The 16237-nt window shown below is 52.1% G+C and carries 16 protein-coding genes; 11 read left to right on the top strand and 5 right to left on the bottom strand.

Features of this window, described 5'->3' with window-relative positions:
- Window positions 1-316 precede the first annotated feature (316 nt).
- Window positions 317-739, top strand: coding sequence for an OsmC family protein (locus NB640_RS06260; protein ID WP_269310338.1), 423 nt, complete (start codon window positions 317-319; stop codon window positions 737-739).
- A 98-nt stretch (window positions 740-837) separates the two neighbouring features.
- Here NB640_RS06260 and NB640_RS06255 read toward each other — a convergent pair whose 3' ends face one another.
- From NB640_RS06255 to NB640_RS06245, 3 genes are all read right to left on the bottom strand, one after another.
- The gene (locus NB640_RS06255; RefSeq protein WP_269310337.1) at window positions 838-2706 is read right to left on the bottom strand and encodes a chemotaxis protein CheA; all 1869 of its coding nucleotides are present in this window, start codon (window positions 2704-2706) and stop codon (window positions 838-840) included.
- Window positions 2707-2758: 52 nt separating this feature from the next.
- The gene (locus NB640_RS06250; protein ID WP_332880234.1) at window positions 2759-3694 is read right to left on the bottom strand and encodes a protein phosphatase CheZ; all 936 of its coding nucleotides are present in this window, start codon (window positions 3692-3694) and stop codon (window positions 2759-2761) included.
- Between the two features lie 166 nt (window positions 3695-3860).
- Complete coding sequence (locus NB640_RS06245; RefSeq protein WP_269310406.1) at window positions 3861-4073, bottom strand: 4-oxalocrotonate tautomerase; 213 nt, start codon at window positions 4071-4073, stop codon at window positions 3861-3863.
- 238 nt (window positions 4074-4311) lie between these two features.
- Here NB640_RS06245 and glyA point away from each other — a divergent pair, with 238 nt between their 5' ends.
- From glyA to NB640_RS06205, 8 genes are all read left to right on the top strand, one after another.
- Window positions 4312-5556, top strand: coding sequence for a serine hydroxymethyltransferase (gene glyA / locus NB640_RS06240; protein WP_269310336.1), 1245 nt, complete (start codon window positions 4312-4314; stop codon window positions 5554-5556).
- A 147-nt stretch (window positions 5557-5703) separates the two neighbouring features.
- The gene (ribD, locus tag NB640_RS06235; RefSeq protein WP_332880233.1) at window positions 5704-6786 is read left to right on the top strand and encodes a bifunctional diaminohydroxyphosphoribosylaminopyrimidine deaminase/5-amino-6-(5-phosphoribosylamino)uracil reductase RibD; all 1083 of its coding nucleotides are present in this window, start codon (window positions 5704-5706) and stop codon (window positions 6784-6786) included.
- A gap of 19 nt (window positions 6787-6805) precedes the next feature.
- The gene (locus tag NB640_RS06230; protein ID WP_269310335.1) at window positions 6806-7426 is read left to right on the top strand and encodes a riboflavin synthase; all 621 of its coding nucleotides are present in this window, start codon (window positions 6806-6808) and stop codon (window positions 7424-7426) included.
- A 50-nt stretch (window positions 7427-7476) separates the two neighbouring features.
- Window positions 7477-7701: a hypothetical protein gene (locus NB640_RS06225; protein WP_269310334.1), complete on the top strand. Its 225-nt coding sequence runs from the start codon at window positions 7477-7479 to the stop codon at window positions 7699-7701.
- Between the two features lie 141 nt (window positions 7702-7842).
- Window positions 7843-8964 carry a porin gene (locus NB640_RS06220; protein WP_269310333.1) on the top strand — a complete coding sequence of 374 codons (1122 nt, stop codon included), beginning with the start codon at window positions 7843-7845 and terminating at the stop codon, window positions 8962-8964.
- 249 nt (window positions 8965-9213) lie between these two features.
- A complete protein-coding gene (glmS, locus tag NB640_RS06215) occupies window positions 9214-11031 on the top strand; it encodes a glutamine--fructose-6-phosphate transaminase (isomerizing) (RefSeq protein ID WP_269310332.1) in 1818 nt (605 codons plus the stop codon).
- Between the two features lie 85 nt (window positions 11032-11116).
- On the top strand, window positions 11117-11395 hold the full coding sequence (locus NB640_RS06210) for a hypothetical protein (RefSeq protein ID WP_269310331.1): 279 nt from the start codon (window positions 11117-11119) through the stop codon (window positions 11393-11395).
- A 60-nt stretch (window positions 11396-11455) separates the two neighbouring features.
- The gene (locus tag NB640_RS06205; protein WP_269310330.1) at window positions 11456-12076 is read left to right on the top strand and encodes a TatD family nuclease-associated radical SAM protein; all 621 of its coding nucleotides are present in this window, start codon (window positions 11456-11458) and stop codon (window positions 12074-12076) included.
- Window positions 12077-12184: 108 nt separating this feature from the next.
- Here NB640_RS06205 and NB640_RS06200 read toward each other — a convergent pair whose 3' ends face one another.
- A complete protein-coding gene (locus NB640_RS06200) occupies window positions 12185-13216 on the bottom strand; it encodes a porin (protein WP_408637947.1) in 1032 nt (343 codons plus the stop codon).
- A 30-nt stretch (window positions 13217-13246) separates the two neighbouring features.
- Here NB640_RS06200 and NB640_RS06195 point away from each other — a divergent pair, with 30 nt between their 5' ends.
- Window positions 13247-14227, top strand: coding sequence for a tyrosine-type recombinase/integrase (locus NB640_RS06195; RefSeq protein WP_269310328.1), 981 nt, complete (start codon window positions 13247-13249; stop codon window positions 14225-14227).
- A gap of 64 nt (window positions 14228-14291) precedes the next feature.
- Here NB640_RS06195 and NB640_RS06190 read toward each other — a convergent pair whose 3' ends face one another.
- Window positions 14292-14717 (bottom strand): hypothetical protein, encoded by a 426-nt coding sequence (locus NB640_RS06190; RefSeq protein ID WP_269310327.1) that lies wholly within the window; start codon window positions 14715-14717, stop codon window positions 14292-14294.
- A gap of 184 nt (window positions 14718-14901) precedes the next feature.
- On the opposite strand from NB640_RS06190, the gene NB640_RS06185 reads away from it, so the two are divergent.
- Complete coding sequence (locus NB640_RS06185) at window positions 14902-16209, top strand: hemolysin family protein (RefSeq protein WP_269310326.1); 1308 nt, start codon at window positions 14902-14904, stop codon at window positions 16207-16209.
- Window positions 16210-16237: the final 28 nt, after the last annotated feature.

Below are 16237 nucleotides of genomic sequence, written 5' to 3'. Positions count from 1 at the left end.
CTTGAGGGATAAAAGTGAAGTGAAGAATGAGGAACCGGTGGAGGCTTGTTGAATGCAGCCAGGATAGCCGACTCCTGATGGAGAAACACCTGCAAAATGCAGAGGTATTGAATTCATTATAGTATAGCTGTATCAGTTTTGTGAATAATTATTTATAAAACTGACAAAATCGACCGTTTGAAAGGCATTGCCGTATATCAAGGAAATAGGCAGACATTCTTTATTTTCGATTAATCCGGCAATGGCAATACGGCTTATCCTGTTTTAATGAATAAAAAGAAAGTTTTTTAACGATATCGATACACAGGAGGAAATTATGGATCGTTCAGCAACAGCTGTCTGGCAAGGCGGCATCAAGGATGGAAAAGGCGCGCTCACAACTGAAACCGGTGTGCTTTCCAATACGCCCTATTCTTTTTCTGCCCGTTTTGAAAACGGCGCGGGCACCAACCCGGAGGAATTGGTTGCTGCTGGCCATGCAGGATGTTTTACGATGGATCTTTCCGGCAGGCTTGAGCGGGCAAAGATGGTGGCGGAAAATATCCAGACAAAGGCAACCGTAACACTGGATAAGGGGGAAAAGGGTTTTTCTGTTACCCGCATTCACCTGGAAGTGATCGCAAAAATCCCTAATGTCGACGAGTCGGCGTTCCAGACAGCGGTTCGGCAGGCAAAAGAAAACTGTCCGATTTCCCGTTTGCTCAATACGGAAATCACGGTATCAGCCAGAGTTGAGTAAACACAGTGCCCTGCGGTTTGTTACGGATCGCAGGGCACTGGTAGATGGTTTGGAGATGCTTTTATTCCCGTAGAAATGATGCGGGAGAAACGTTGCTATTACATTGCGCCATTAAGCAGGAAGGAAAGTGAGATAACCAGAACCAGCTCACCTTCTGCGGAACGGGTTGTGCCGGAGATGCCGGTCACATTAATACCGGAAAGCGGTTTGATCACGAGATCGGCAGTTCCGTCAAGTGCTTCGACAGAAAGGATATACGGGCTGGGAGCAGCGATAACGATACCGGCTTGTTCAACACAAGGATCATATCCCAGCACATTTGCCATGGACAATACCGGAAGTGGCCGTCCCTGATCACGGAATACTGGCTGACCGCTGACCTGCTCAAACGTATCCGGGAGTTCCACGACCCGCTCAACCAGCGACATCGGGATGCCAAGTTTGGCTCCTGACGTGCTCACAAGCAGCATGGGAATAATGGATAGCTCAATCGGAAGCCTGATCGAAAAGGTCGTGCCCCTGCCCAGCTTTGAATCGATCCAGATGGTACCGCGATGCTGTTCGACCGCAGTTCGTACCACATCCATGCCGACACCGCGGCCTGAGACGCTGGATGCAACTTCCATTGTTGAGAAGCCCGGAAGAAAAACCAGCTGATAGGCTTCATCATCCGACTGGGCATCATTGGGGCCGATCAGACCTTTTGAAACCGCTATACCCCGGAGCCTTTCCGGATTCATGCCACGGCCATCATCTGAAATGACAATCATGACACTGTTAGCTTCCTGCCAGGCTTTCAGCAGGATCTGGGCTTTTTCCGGTTTCCCGGCGGCCAGCCTTCCTTCGGCATCTTCCACACCGTGGTCAAGCGAATTTCGCAGCATATGAACAAGCGGATCATACAGGCTGTCAACAACCAGACGGTCAACTTCGGTTTCTGCACCTTCGATCACCAGATCAACATTTTTACTCAATTCGCGGGCCAATTCACGGACAAGGCGCGGGAAACGCTGGAACAGGCGTCCCACCGGCTGCATACGCGTGGAAAGCGTGGCTCGCTGCAACTCTGTTGAATAGCGGGAAGCCCTTGCCTGGGTTTCGATCAGATTGTCAATGAGTTCTGCCGCCTCATCTTCAAACGGAAAGAGACGAAGCTTGTCCAGGAGGACACTGGCCTGGTTGGCCGCCTGAGCGGCTTCGCCGGCAACTTCAAGCAAAACATCCAGTTTGGCAGCATCAATACGGATACTGTCATCTTTGGGTGCAGAGGAAGGTGCGCGTCTTCTTTCTGCGCCATCCCAGTTCCCAGCCGGGGCTGCTGGTATGGCCGCGATATCGGTGGTTGATGCTTCAGGGTTACCCCGGCGATCAATCCCGTCCCATGTCGAGCCTTCAGACGCTTCGGCAACTGCGCTCGCCGGTACTTCAACTTGTTTGTCTTCCGGGACGAGCGCGTTATACAGGGCGTGCCAGTTGGGACCCTCTTCAGCGGGTGGCATGGTTTCTGCAGATGGTGTGGCTGGAGCCGCTTCTGCTTGGGGGGGCGTATTTGCCGCTGGTGCTGCCGTTGGCGAGGGTGCTGCTTCGCCAGCAAGTGCGCGTTGCAGCATGGCTTCAATCTCTGGCGGAAAAGCCGAGAGTTCATCGGGCGCCGCGCCATTATGCAGTTCGCTTAACTGGTATCCGACAAAGCTGCTGGCCTGTAATGACGCTTCAATGGCATCAGGCGTCACCGGTACTTTACCGGTTCTCATGCCGTCAAAAAGGTTTTCTGTCAGATGACAGGCTTCAACCATCGGGGCGAGCCCCATAAAACCCGCTCCACCCTTGATCGTATGAAAAGAGCGGAATACGGCGTTAATGGTGTCCTGGTCGTCGGGATGCCTCTCCAGCGTCAGCAGATGTTCTTCTACCTGCGACGCAAGGTCCAGTGCCTCAACGACGAACTCTTTCAGCATGTCTTCCATCAGAAACCCATTTCTCAGATACGCGTTATCAGCAAATTATTACGATAATTGTTTAAAACCCCAGGTTGGCCAGCAGGCTGTCAACATCATCCTGATCCATGGCCTTGTCGGGAACATCCGGTCCGGCCATCAGGTCGACCACTTTCTCCTTGGTTTCAGGCGGCGCATTGTCGCGCAGCAATTGCGCGAGTTCCTGCTCCAGCTTTTTGGTAATGCCCACCACTTTTTTGATCACCTGCCCGGTAATGTCCTGAAAATCCTGTGCCATCATGATTTCCATCAGGCGCGCCTTTTCTTCATCAGCCCGGTTGGCAGTATTAACGGTAAAATCCCGGGAGTCCTGAGCCAGTTGCTTAAATGCATCCACATCCATATTGCCATCAAAGAGCGTTGCCCAGCGTTCTTCCAGGTCACGAGCCGTTTTTGACAGTTCTTCCTGCTGCGGCATGGCGATGTCAATGGAGTTCAGCACACGTGTCGCAGCCTGTTCCGTTAATGTCGCCACATATTCAAGACGGCCTTTTGCATCATGGACTTCTGTTGCCACATCCTGCAGGGCACGGTCATAGCCCAGTTCACGCATGGAATTGTGGAGCTGTCTCAAAATACCGCCGACCCGATCGTATAGCGGCAGATCAGCCGCATCAAGCGGATTCGGGTGGGTAAGAGAATCAGACAGCCCTGCTTCTGGTGTAATGGTATCTTCTGCGGGAATGGCTTGTTCGCCGGATGGCGATGTACTTAATTCGTCAAAAAGTGCTTCAAGTTCGTCTTCAGAGGGGGCGGCTTCTGTTGCGGCTTCAGCCGGTGTACCGTTGTCGCTGCCGGTAGCCAAGGCTTCTGAACTCAACTCATCAAAAAGCGCTTCAAGTTCGTCTTCAGAAGGTTCTGCTTCCGATGATGATTCGGACCTTATCTCTCCAGCATCGGTTTGTTCCCTTTGTTCATCAGAAATCTTGTCAAACAGGGCTTCCAGTTCGTCAGTCATTTATGCCACTCCGTTAATAATAAAAGGCACAACAGCGCCTTCCGCTTTGATTTTTAAAATAAAAGATTCCGTACGGCAATACTTTACATGCTATATGCATCGACAGCAAGCATTGTCTTTGTCATCTATGCAATTGATTTTGCGTTTGATCCGTGATGTTATCGAGTCAGTCACTCCAGAGTTTACCGCCGGTTGCCCAGTCTTCTTTCCGGATTTCATGGATAATCACATGGATCGATCCGGGATTGCAATCGAGCGTTTTGGCGGCGGCGTCTGTGATTGCTTTGACAAAATGGCGTTTTTGTTCAAGGGTCCGGCCTTCAAGCAGTTGAACGGTGATGGTTGGCATGGCGATCCTTCTAAGGGTTTTGCTGATTATAAAGCGCTCAGGGAAAACAGACAGGGCTTTCTTTCTGGCGCTTCACGGACTTGCATTGGCGAAGAAAGTGATCGCCCGGCATTTTCTTGCTGGTAACAGAAACCCTATTGTAAAATATTCTGTTTTTCACATTATAAAATTACCGGAAAAAATGTTTTGCCGGAAACTCCTGTCTTGAATACGGCACCAGCAGTTTTCAAGGCGACCATCAACAAAATTGTATTTATTGGAGTATGACATGTTCTCAAAAGACCAGACCATTGCCCGCGTTGATCCGGCGCTGTGGAACGCTATTCAGAGTGAAAATATTCGCCAGGAAGAGCATATTGAGCTGATCGCTTCCGAGAATTATTGTTCCCCGGCAGTCATGCAGGCACAGGGGTCGCAACTGACCAATAAATATGCAGAAGGTTATCCGGGCCGCCGCTATTATGGCGGTTGTGAATTTGTGGACATTGCCGAGCAACTGGCGATTGATCGTGTTAAACAGCTTTTTGGCGCGGAGGCGGCAAATGTGCAGCCCAACTCAGGCTCCCAGGCCAACCAGGGCGTTTTCTTTGCCATGCTTCAGCCGGGTGACACAATCATGGGCATGTCGCTGGCAGAAGGTGGCCATTTGACACATGGCATGGCGCTTAATATGTCAGGCAAATGGTTCAATGTGGTGTCATACGGGTTGAATGAGAAGGAAGAAATTGACTATGACGCCATGGAACGCCTTGCCCATGAAAAAAAGCCCAAGATGATTATTGCGGGCGCATCAGCCTATTCGCTCCGGATTGATTTTGAGCGTTTTGCAAAAGTTGCCAGGGACGTTGGCGCCTACTTCATGGTGGATATGGCCCATTATGCCGGCCTCATTGCTGCCGGCGTTTATCCTAATCCGGTTCCTCACGCCGATTTCGTTACGTCCACCACGCATAAATCGCTGAGAGGCCCGCGTGGCGGCTTCATCCTGATGAAATCAGAATATGAGCGCCCGATCAACTCGGCCGTTTTCCCGGGCATTCAGGGCGGGCCGCTTATGCATGTCATTGCCGCCAAGGCGGTTGCTTTCCTGGAGGCCTTGCAGCCGGAATTCAAAACCTATCAGGAGCAGGTGCTCAAAAATGCGGATGTCCTGGCCAAGACCCTTATCGAACGGGGTTTCCGGATTGTTTCCGGCCGCACCGAGTCACATCTGATGCTGGTTGACCTGATCAGTAAAAATATCACTGGCCGTACAGCGGAAACCATTCTTAACAGCGGGTATATCACCTGCAACAAGAATGCGGTCCCCAATGATCCGCAAACGCCTTTTGTCACATCGGGTATCCGCCTGGGCAGCCCGGCCATGACAACGCGTGGTTTTAAGGAGGAGGAATCCCGGATGGTGGGCAATCTGCTGGCGGACGTGATTGACAGTCCGGAAGATCCGGCAGTACTGGAGCGTGTCCGTGCGGAAGTGAAAAAGCTGACAACGGCATTTCCGGTTTATGGCTGATCAAGAGGTTCTTTCACGAAACCGCCTGCACTGACAGGCGGTTTTTTTATGAAAGGCCCTGCTTTTGCTTCGGCAGTACGAAGTACGTCATATTGCTGAGACATAAACCGGATAAAATACCGGTTTGGGTAAGATCCGGGAGAGTGTATGCCCCATGATGAATTCATGCGCTATGCAATAGAAATGGTTAACGAGCCGCCATCACATGTCGCGCCCAATCCCCGTGTCGGGTGTGTCATTGTCAGGGATGGCCGGATTATTGGTCAGGGAAGCACCCGCCCCCCCGGAGGCAACCATGCTGAAATTGAAGCGCTCGACGATGCGGCCAGAAAAGAGTGTGAGGTGAAGGGGGCTACCGTGTATGTCACGCTGGAGCCCTGCGCTCACCATGGGCGGACCGCGCCTTGCGCCGATGCCCTGATCCGGGCGGGAGTGTCCCGCGTCGTTGCTGCCATGACAGATCCTGATCCCCGTGTATCCGGAGAAGGCTTTTCCCGACTGATGGCCGCTGGCATTGATGTGATTTCCGGTGTGCTGGAAAACGAGGCCCGCGAGATGAATCTGGGTTTTTTATCCCGCATAGAACATGGGCGGCCCTGGGTGAGGCTGAAGGCAGCCGCAAGCCTGGATGGCAGGACGGCATTGCCCGGCGGACAAAGTCAGTGGATTACTTCACCAGCGGCACGTGATGATGGGCATATCTGGCGTGCACGGGCGGATGCGATATTAACAGGTATCGGCACAGTCGAAAGCGATGATCCGCAGTTAACCGTCAGGGCTGTTGAGGTCTCATCCCAGCCTCGCCGCATTGTGGTGGACAGCCGCCTGCGGATTTCACCCGATGCCCAGGTGCTGGCAGGGGGCGGCACCTGGGTGTTCTGTGCACAGCCGGACCCGGGAAAAACCGCCCTGCTGAAAGAAAAGGGCACGGACATTATCGTCATGCCCGGAAAAAACGGCGGGGTCGATTTGCCGGCAATGATGGCCGAGCTGGCCAGGCGGGAAATCAACAAGGTGCATGTGGAAGCCGGGGCCATATTAAATGGTGCGCTGGTACAGGCGGGGTGTGTGGATGAGTTACTGGTTTATCTGGCGCCGTCCCTTATGGATGAGGGGCACAGCATATGCCGTTTACCTGCATTGGCGTCACTTGATGATCAGATACGGATGCAGTTTCGGGATATTGCCATGATTGGCCCGGATTTGCGCGTGATTGCCCGTCTTGAATAAAAAAACAAAGGGAGAGGATATGTTTACAGGAATCGTAACGGCCGTCGGCCGTATCACTTCCGTTATGCTACAGGGAGAAGGTGAAGACGCTGGGGTGCGCCTTCATATTGATGCCGGCGATTTACCGATGGATGATGTCAAGCCGGGAGATTCGATCGCGCTCAGTGGCGCCTGCATGACGGTAGTGAAAAAAACAGATGATGGTTTTGTCGTGGATGTTTCCCGGGAAAGCCTGAACCGAACGGCTGGCCTGGATGTGCCGGGCGACATCAATCTGGAAAAGGCCCTGCAACTGGACGACAGGCTGGGTGGCCATCTGGTGGCAGGGCACGTTGACGGGATTGGTGTTGTCAGCCGCTTTGATCCGGTGGGGGAGTCGTGGGAACTGCTCATTGAGGCGCCTAAGGATATGGCGAAATACTTTGCCTACAAGGGGTCTGTTGCTGTTGACGGTGTTTCGCTGACAGTTAATCGCGTCGAGGATACGGATCGGGGCTGCCTTTTCTCCATCAACCTGATTCCGCACACTATTGAAGTGACGACATTGAAAAACCTGTCTCCAGGAAAAAAGGTCAATCTGGAGGTAGACCTGATTGCGCGCTATGTCGAGCGGATGCTGTCACTTTCAGACGGCCAATAAACGTTGTTTTCAGCCATGCTGGTAAAACGCCGGGTGTGGTTGTCTCATTTATGCAACAGGAAGCGGAAAAAAACTGTGTATTCAGACCTGAATCGGCAACAAACTTGAGAAATTGCTTTAATATTTTTTCCAAGGCTGCCGGTTTTAAATTGTCAGGCGTTTGGCAGGCGGCTCAGGAACGACAGCAGTTTTTCTTTCTCTCCCTGATATGGGAAAAAGGCAGGCCTGCTGGTGATGTGTTACAAAAATACAACAGTTTTGTCTCATTTTTGTGATTTTTTGCCTGATTTTGCAGTGTCCGTGACTAATTTGTTGGAAAGTTGGTCACAATATGATTAAGCTATGACTTATCCGGAAGTTTTAGCAGGATATTTTTTACTACGGATTTTCAACACATCTCTTAAAAGGGAAGAAAAATGAAAAAGACTTTAATCGCATTAGCTGTACTCGGCGCTGCTGCCGGTGTGGCACATGCCCAATCCAACGTCACCATCTATGGTGTTGTTGACACCGGTTACATCTTGGAATCCGGCCGTGATGTCCGCATGGGCGAAAACATCAACAACCGCATCGGCTTCCGTGGTTCGGAAGACCTCGGCGGTGGTTTGAAAGCCACCTTCGAACTGGAAAAGCGTTTTGACCTGTTTGATGGTTCAATGGGCAACTCCAATACCGCCGGCTATCAGGCAAACAGAGGCGCTACCGGCAAAGACTGGGATGGCGCAGCCAACCTCGGTCTGGCAGGTAACTGGGGCCGTGTCCGTTTCGGTCGTGTGAACGAACTGACCACGGAAACCATCCGTAAATTTGACCCGTTCTATCAGTACGGCGTGGGTTCCATGCTGCTGAGCGCAAACCGCTCGGCTCGTATTGACAACACCGCTCGCTATGACTCCCCGAAATGGTCCGGCTTCTCCTTCGGCGCCAGCTATTCTCTGGGCCAGAACACCCGTAACGATGGTGGCTATGTAGGCGACGGTGGTGCAGCCAACCCATTCTATTCATCAGGCGCGAGCAACGATGGCTACGGTATCAACCTGTCCTATGACAACGGCCCATTCATGGCAACCGCCAACTGGAGCCGCCTGGCTGACTCCGATGATTCCGATACCTGGAACGTTGGCTTGGCGTACAAATTCGGCCCGGCGCGTGTTTCCCTGTTGTATGAAAACACAAGCAATGAAGGCTGGGCTGGCGGCGGTAACAGCGCACCGAAGGCAAAAAGCAGCTGGCAAGCTAGAGGCCTCGATACCGACCTCTGGCTGCTCGGTCTGGAATGGGACATCGGCCCAGGCCAGCTTGACGCATCCGTGCAGTACATGGACTTCGATCCAAGTGCCAGCAAAGCCCAGGGTGGATATGATGCTGACGTCTACAAGTACGCTATCGGCTACACCTACAACCTGTCCAAGCGTACTTCCGCTTATGCACAGGTTTCCTACAGCGACTTTGACGAGCAATCCGCCGGTAAAGCAATCTCCGGCTTGGAGCGTAGCGATATGTGGGGCTTCCAGATCGGTATGACCCACAAGTTCTAATCACTTGTGATGTCATGAAAATGCGGTCAGTCTGAAGCATTTTCCCGAAAAGCTGTACCGAAAAACGCACATGTGAAAGCATGTGCGTTTTTCTTTTGGAGGCAGTATCCAAATTATTGCCTGTGTTTTTGTTTTTTGCTGCCGAAGCATGATTTTGTCAGTAAAATAGTGCTTTTGCGGTTTGGCTAAAAATAGGCCAAGGCGGGTAACAGAGCCACCAATGTGGCATAAGACAAGGATAAATCAGGAATGTGCGGGATTGTAGGCGCGCTGGCAGCGCGCGATATCACCCCTATGATGATAGAGGGGTTAAAGCGGCTGGAATACAGGGGGTATGATTCTTGCGGGATTGCCCTTTTTTCGGAAGGCAATCTGCGACGCAGCCGCAGTACGGCAAGGGTTGCTGATCTTGAAAGCCAGGTCAATGCATTCGGGCTGACTGGCTTTATGGGAATTGCGCACACCCGCTGGGCTACGCATGGGCCGCCAACCACGCTGAATGCCCATCCGCATTTTTCCCGCGAACGCATCGCACTGGTGCACAACGGCATCATTGAAAATTACGTCGAGTTGCGCGAAGAACTTGTTGTCAAGGGCTATGAATTTGACAGCCAGACCGATACCGAAGTCATGGCCCATCTGATTGATTCGCTGTACCAGGGCAATCTGCTCGAAGCCGTGCAACAGGCGGTCAGTCGTCTGACCGGCGCTTTTGCCATTGCCGTGATTTGTCGTGATGAACCGCTTCGCATGGTGGGTGCAAGAAAAAACTCTCCTCTGGTGGTGGGGCTGGGGGAAGGCGAAAATTTCCTGGCGTCTGATGCGCTGGCCCTGGCCGGGACGACAGACCAGATTATTTATCTGGAAGAGGGTGATATTGTCGACCTGCATGTGGACCAATGCCATATTTATGACATGGATGGCAAGACGGCTCTGCGTGAAGTCCGTATTGTCCAGGCTTATACCGCTGCGGCCGAGCTTGGTCTTTACCAGCATTACATGCAAAAGGAAATTTTCGAGCAGCCGCAGGCGCTGGCGGATACGCTTCAGGGGATCGAGGATTTTTCGCCACGGATTTTCGGGGAAAATGCCCAGGCCGTTTTTGAAACCGTTGATTCCATCCTGATTCTGGCTTGCGGTACCAGTTATTATGCGGGGCTGACAGCCAAGTACTGGCTGGAAGCCAAGGCCGGCATTCCGGTCAATGTGGAAATTGCCAGTGAGTACCGTTATCGCAGCAGTGTGCCTAACCCGAATACACTGGTGTTGACGATCACCCAGAGCGGTGAAACAGCCGATACACTGGCTGCCCTCCGGCATGCCAAGGAACAGGGAATGGCACACACCCTGACGATCTGTAACGTGGCAACGAGTGCAATGGTGCGGGAATGCGAACTGGCCTATATTACGCGTGCCGGTGTCGAGATCGGGGTTGCCTCTACAAAAGCGTTCACCACCCAGCTTGCCGGGCTCTTTTTGCTGACGCTGGTTTTTGCCCGCTTGCGGGGGCGCCTGAATCCGCAGCAGGAGGCGGATTATCTTCGCGAATTGCGCCATTTGCCGGCGGCTATTTCAGCCGTACTGGCGCTGGAACCCCAGATCATTGCCTGGGCAGAATCTTTTTCACGGTATGAAAACGCCCTTTTTCTGGGGCGGGGCCTTCATTATCCGATTGCGCTGGAAGGTGCATTGAAACTGAAGGAAATTTCCTACATCCATGCCGAGGCTTACCCGGCCGGTGAGCTCAAGCATGGCCCGCTTGCGCTGGTAACCGAGCAGATGCCGGTAGTGACGGTGGCGCCAAGGGATGACCTCCTGGATAAACTGAAGTCGAATATGCAGGAAGTCCGGGCGCGCGGTGGCCAGCTTTTTGTCTTTGCCGACTCTGATACGCATATTCATTCCGAGCCGGGAATCCATGTGATCCGCCTGCCGGAAAATTATGGTGTGCTTTCCCCGTTATTGCATGTGGTGGCGCTTCAACTGCTGGCATACCACGCAGCGCTTGTTCGTGGAACCGATGTGGACAAGCCGCGCAATCTGGCAAAATCGGTTACAGTTGAATAAAAGCCCAATTACCTCATATATATATATAGTACATATAAGGTAACCGTGCGGATACGCATCCGTATGATGCGCAAAGGAAATTGAAATGAATCCAAATATGCAGGCGTTCTGGGAGTTTGTGAATAAAAAACCCGTTCGTCTTATTCTTGCCTTGATTTGCCTGGCATTTCTGACCCAGGGTATTTATCGCGTTCAGGTTGCAGAAACAGACACACAGCTTTTTCGCGGGGGCGGTGAGATATTGCTCTGGGGGGGCTGGATGCTGGCCAATATCCTGCGTGCCTATGGCAAGGTGGCCCGAAAGCTGAACATTGCGATTAATGTCGGGCTGGTCATGGTGCTGATCAGCATGTTCATGAAATGATTCCGCCGGATTGCTGTCCAATCAGATGACGGCGAAAGCAGGGTTACAGGAGAATTTCAGATGACCGATGTCGCAATAAAACCGGAAGAAGTGATTGGCTATACCATTCGCAACAACCGTTACCTGAACGTGACAAACCGGTGCAGCCTGCGTTGCCGGTTTTGTCCGAAATTCAATGGCGAATGGAGTGTGCGCGAATATAACATGCGCCTTCGTTATGAGCCGACAGTTGAAGAACTGATTGAAGCGGCAGGTAATCCGGCGGATTATGATGAGATCGTGTTTTGCGGCATGGGTGAGACGACCATGCGGCTTGATGTGCTGCTGGAAGTTGCCCGTGCGTTACGGGAAAAGGGCGCCAGACTTCGCTTAAATACCAGTGGCGTGGCCAATATTGTGCACGGGCGCGATGTTGCCCCGGAGCTTGCCCGCTATATCCAGTCCATGTCGGTTTCGCTTAACGCGCAAAATGAGGAAGTTTATAACCGCCATTGCAATCCCAAATTACCCGGTACTTACGCCTCCATGCTGGAATTCATCAAAAGCGCAAAAGCAGCCGGAGCGGATGTGACGGTTACAGCGGTGGATGGTTTGCCGGGGGTTGATATTGCTGCATGCGCGGGGATTGCCAACGATTTGGGCGTCAAATTCCGCCGTCGTGTGCTGGATGATCTGGGCTAAGGGGTAAATCATATAAAAAACGCACATGCTTTCACATGTGCGTTTTTCGATACTGCTTTTTCGGTCAGATGCGTCAGACGAACCGCATTTTCATGATATCACAAGTGATTAGAACTTGTGGGTCATACCGATCTGGAAGCCCCACATATCGCTGCGATCCAGGCCTGAGATGAAATTGCCAGCGGATCTTTCGTCGAAATCACTGTAGGAAACCTGCGCATAAGCGGAAGTGCGCTTGGACAGGTTGTAGGTGTAGCCGATGGCATATTTATAGACATCAGCATCTTTCACACCACGGGCACTTGGGTCAAAGTCCATGTACTGCACGGAAGCGTCAAGCTGGCCTGGGCCGATGTCCCATTCCAGACCGAGCAGCCAGAGGTCGGAGTCACCACCTTGAGCAGAAAATGGGTTAGCGTTTTGAGCTGGGCGGCTGTTACCACCGTTGTCCCAACCTTCGTAGCTGGTGTTTTCATACAGCAGGGAAACACGTGCCGGACCGAATTTATAGGCCAGACCAACGTTCCATGTATCAGCATCATCGGAGTCAGCCAGACGGCTCCAGTTGGCAGTTGCCATGAACGGGCCGTTGTCATAGGACAGGTTGATGCCATAGCCATCGTTATGTGCGCTTTCCGTCACCCAGCCGGTGGTTGCACCATTGTTACGGGTATTCTGACCCAGGGAATAGCTGGCGCCGAAGGAGAAGCCGGACCATTTCGGGGAGTCATAGCGAGCAGTGTTGTCAATACGAGCCGAGCGGTTTGCGCTCAGCAGCATGGAACCCACGCCGTACTGATAGAACGGGTCAAACTTACGGATGGTTTCCGTGGTCAGTTCGTTCACACGACCGAAACGAACACGGCCCCAGTTACCTGCCAGACCGAGGTTGGCTGCGCCATCCCAGTCTTTAGAGTTGGCATTTTGCCCTCTTTGAGCCCTGTAGGCTGCGGTATTGGAGTTGCCGTTCGTACCGTCAAACAGGTCAAAACGCTTTTCCAGTTCGAAGGTGGCTTTCAAACCACCGCCGAGGTCTTCCGAACCACGGAAGCCATCATGTATAAAAAAAGTTTTTTCTCTGGCATAATGTGCCGCTTTTTTGAGTGCTTTTTCGTGCATTGCGGGTTTGCAGCACTCCATTTTTACACCATTTCTACACCATGGGCGAATATGGCAAGTTATATAAAACGGGGAAAAACATGGCGGGTATTTATTGCCAAGTGCGGTGTCCGAAAGTCAGGGACATTCAAGACAAAGGCAGAAGCGGTTGCTTGGGCGACACAGGAAGAGGCGGACATTCTGCTTGGGAAACATGAGCAATATCAGGACAGGACTTTTTTCGACCTGCTTGAACGATATGCTGCAACCGTATCCGTGAAGAAGCGGGGAGGGCGATGGGAAAGCAGCCGTATTGCGGCTATTCAACAGGACAAACTGGCTCGTGTACTTTGCCGGGAGCTTGGCGCCCGGCATTTTGCCCAATGGCGGGATGAAAAACTGGCGCGGGTTTCACCGGCGTCTGTGAACCGGTACATGAATATCCTGTCACACGTCTGCCATGTTGCTGTAAACGAATGGCAATGGCTGGAGGAAAACCCGCTTAAAACTGTCAGAGGACCACCACAGCCGAAACCACGCGACAGGCGAATATCGTCAGAAGAAATAGATCGGATCATTCTGGCGTCAGGCTATAAACATGATCAATCCCCGGAAACAAGTCGGGAGCGTGTAGGCGCCATTTTTCTTTTTGCCATTGAAACGGCGATGCGGGCAGGGGAAATTGTAAAAATGCAGTGGAAAGATGTGGATGTTGAACGGCGCGTGGTCTTTCTGCCGGAGACGAAAAACGGAAGCAGCCGTGAAGTGCCCCTGTCAACGGAAGCGATTAGGATATTGCGTCAAATAATGCAAGACAAAGGCAATGTGTTCAGGATAACCGTGAGCAATCTGGGTAATGTGTTTCGCCAGTTGAAAGCTCGCGCGATGATTGATGAGTTGCATTTTCATGACACCCGCCATGAGGCGATTACCCGTTTGGCCAGAAAACTGGATGTGCTTGATCTCGCCCGAATGGTTGGACACAGGGATTTAAAACAGCTCATGGTTTATTACAATGCAACGGCAGAGGAGTTGGCCAAAAGGCTGGACTGAAAGAGGCGCCAGGCCAGGCATGGTTCCTCTGCCGGCTTGCAGGAGAGTGATATTCTGTAACCGATCAGGGATTCCGGGACAGGATTTCCCTGGTGCTGCTTTCATACAGGATACCGCCTTTTCTGACAGAGCCTTCTACGGGGCCATCCATGATTCGGTGTTCGCACTGGCTGCGATCATCGCCACGGAAAATACGGCATCGCTCAATCGCGTTTTCCCTGAAGTTGCTGTTGGATGCTACCGGCTGGTTTTTCTGTTTACCTTTTATGCGTGACTGGTAGGTTGCGCCTGCATCCCGCAGGCACGCATTGATGTCATTGGTTGTTGAATCGTTCAGGCAAGCCGCCTTGTCTTTTTCATATTGTGCCTTGGCATCGGCCATGCCGCTGTCAGCGGCCGTTGCATATCCGGATGAAAGGCTGGCAAGGCCAATCAGCAATCCTGCGATGGCCGGCGAGAGGATTCGGGTTCGGAAAAGCGGCTTTGGCATGATGCTCTCCTTGATCAGGTAGGGTTGCGGTTTGGGAGCTCATATTGCCCGTGATTGCACTTTTTGGGCTTAAGAAAAATCAAAGCAGTGTGCGTTGGACAAGCCATTTGCTCTTTTTCCGGGGGATGAAGAGCAATTCAGGTAAGATACGATTAACTGAATACAGATGACGTTGGGATTGCTTATGGAAGCGTTTTTTACGGATCTGCTCCTGATTTTATTCCTGATTCTGCTCAATGGCCTTTTTGCCATGGCAGAAATCGCCCTTGTTTCCTCACGGCGGGTGCGATTGCAGAAAAGGGTGGAAGAAGGGCGGCTGGGAGCAAAAGCCGCTTTGGATCTACACCAGAATTCAACACGTTTTTTATCCACTATTCAGGTTGGCATTACCTCCATCGGGATTTTAAGTGGTGCGATTGGTGAAAAAGCCCTCTCGGATCCGCTGTCGTCGTGGCTGGTGCAGATATCCTTTATGGCGCCTTATGCCAAAGCGATGTCCACGGCGATTACTGTGATTATCCTGACTTATCTTTCGGTGGTGATCGGGGAACTGGTGCCCAAACGTCTGGCCCTTCTGGCACCGGAAGCCATTGCGTCTGTCATGGCGCGTCCCATGAATGCGCTTTCCCGGATTTTCTATCCACTGGTTTCCCTCTTTTCCCTGTCCAGTGAAGTCTTGCTTGGTCTTTTCCGGGCGCGGGTCAAAAATGAGCCGCCTATCAGTGACAACGAAATCCGGCTGTTGATGGTGCAGGGGGCAGAAGCGGGGATATTCCACGAAAGCGAGCAGGAAATCGTATCCAATGTCTTGCGCCTGGATCTCCAGCCGGTTGTGGAAATCATGACGCCCCGACATGAAATGGCGGTGATTGATCTGGAAGATGAACCGGAGGAGATCAGAAAGCGGCTCGAAACATCAGATTATGCCCGCCTGGTTGTCTGCCGGGGCGGGATGGAGCAGGTGGTTGGCATTATGCAGGCCAAGGATCTGCTGAAAAAAATCGTTGATGGACATGCGCCGGATGCATCAGATATCGAGGCGATTGTTCAGGTGCCGCTTTATGTGCCGGAAACCGTCAGTACTATCCGGCTGATGGAAAATTTCCGGGATGCCAATACCCAGTTTGCCCTGATAGTGGATGAATACGGTGTCGTGCAGGGAATCGTTACATCTTCCGATGTCATGGCGGCCATTGTCGGGGATCTTTCTGCCATAAAAGCGGATGCGGAAAAAGACATGATTCGCCGGGAGAATGGGTCGTGGCTCGTCGATGGGGATGTGACGATTGAAAAACTGAGTGGCGTGCTGGCGCTGGATGATGAATTGCCGGGCTCCGGGGAGAACCGTTTTTATACAGTCGGTGGCTTTCTGATGCACGCGCTGGGTAAAATTCCTGCACCGGCTGATTATATTGATGCACATGGCTGGCGCTTTGAGGTCATGGATATGGAAAAAAACCGTGTTGATAAGGTGCTGATCTCAAAAAACTGATCGCACCTCGTCATTGATGCCGCATGCC

Origin of the sequence: Oxalobacter vibrioformis, assembly GCF_027118995.1 — a bacterium.
Taxonomy (GTDB): Bacteria; Pseudomonadota; Gammaproteobacteria; order Burkholderiales; family Burkholderiaceae_D; genus Oxalobacter; species Oxalobacter vibrioformis.
Note: the sequence above shows the minus strand (reverse complement) of the source record. Positions and strands in the feature narration are given on the sequence as shown.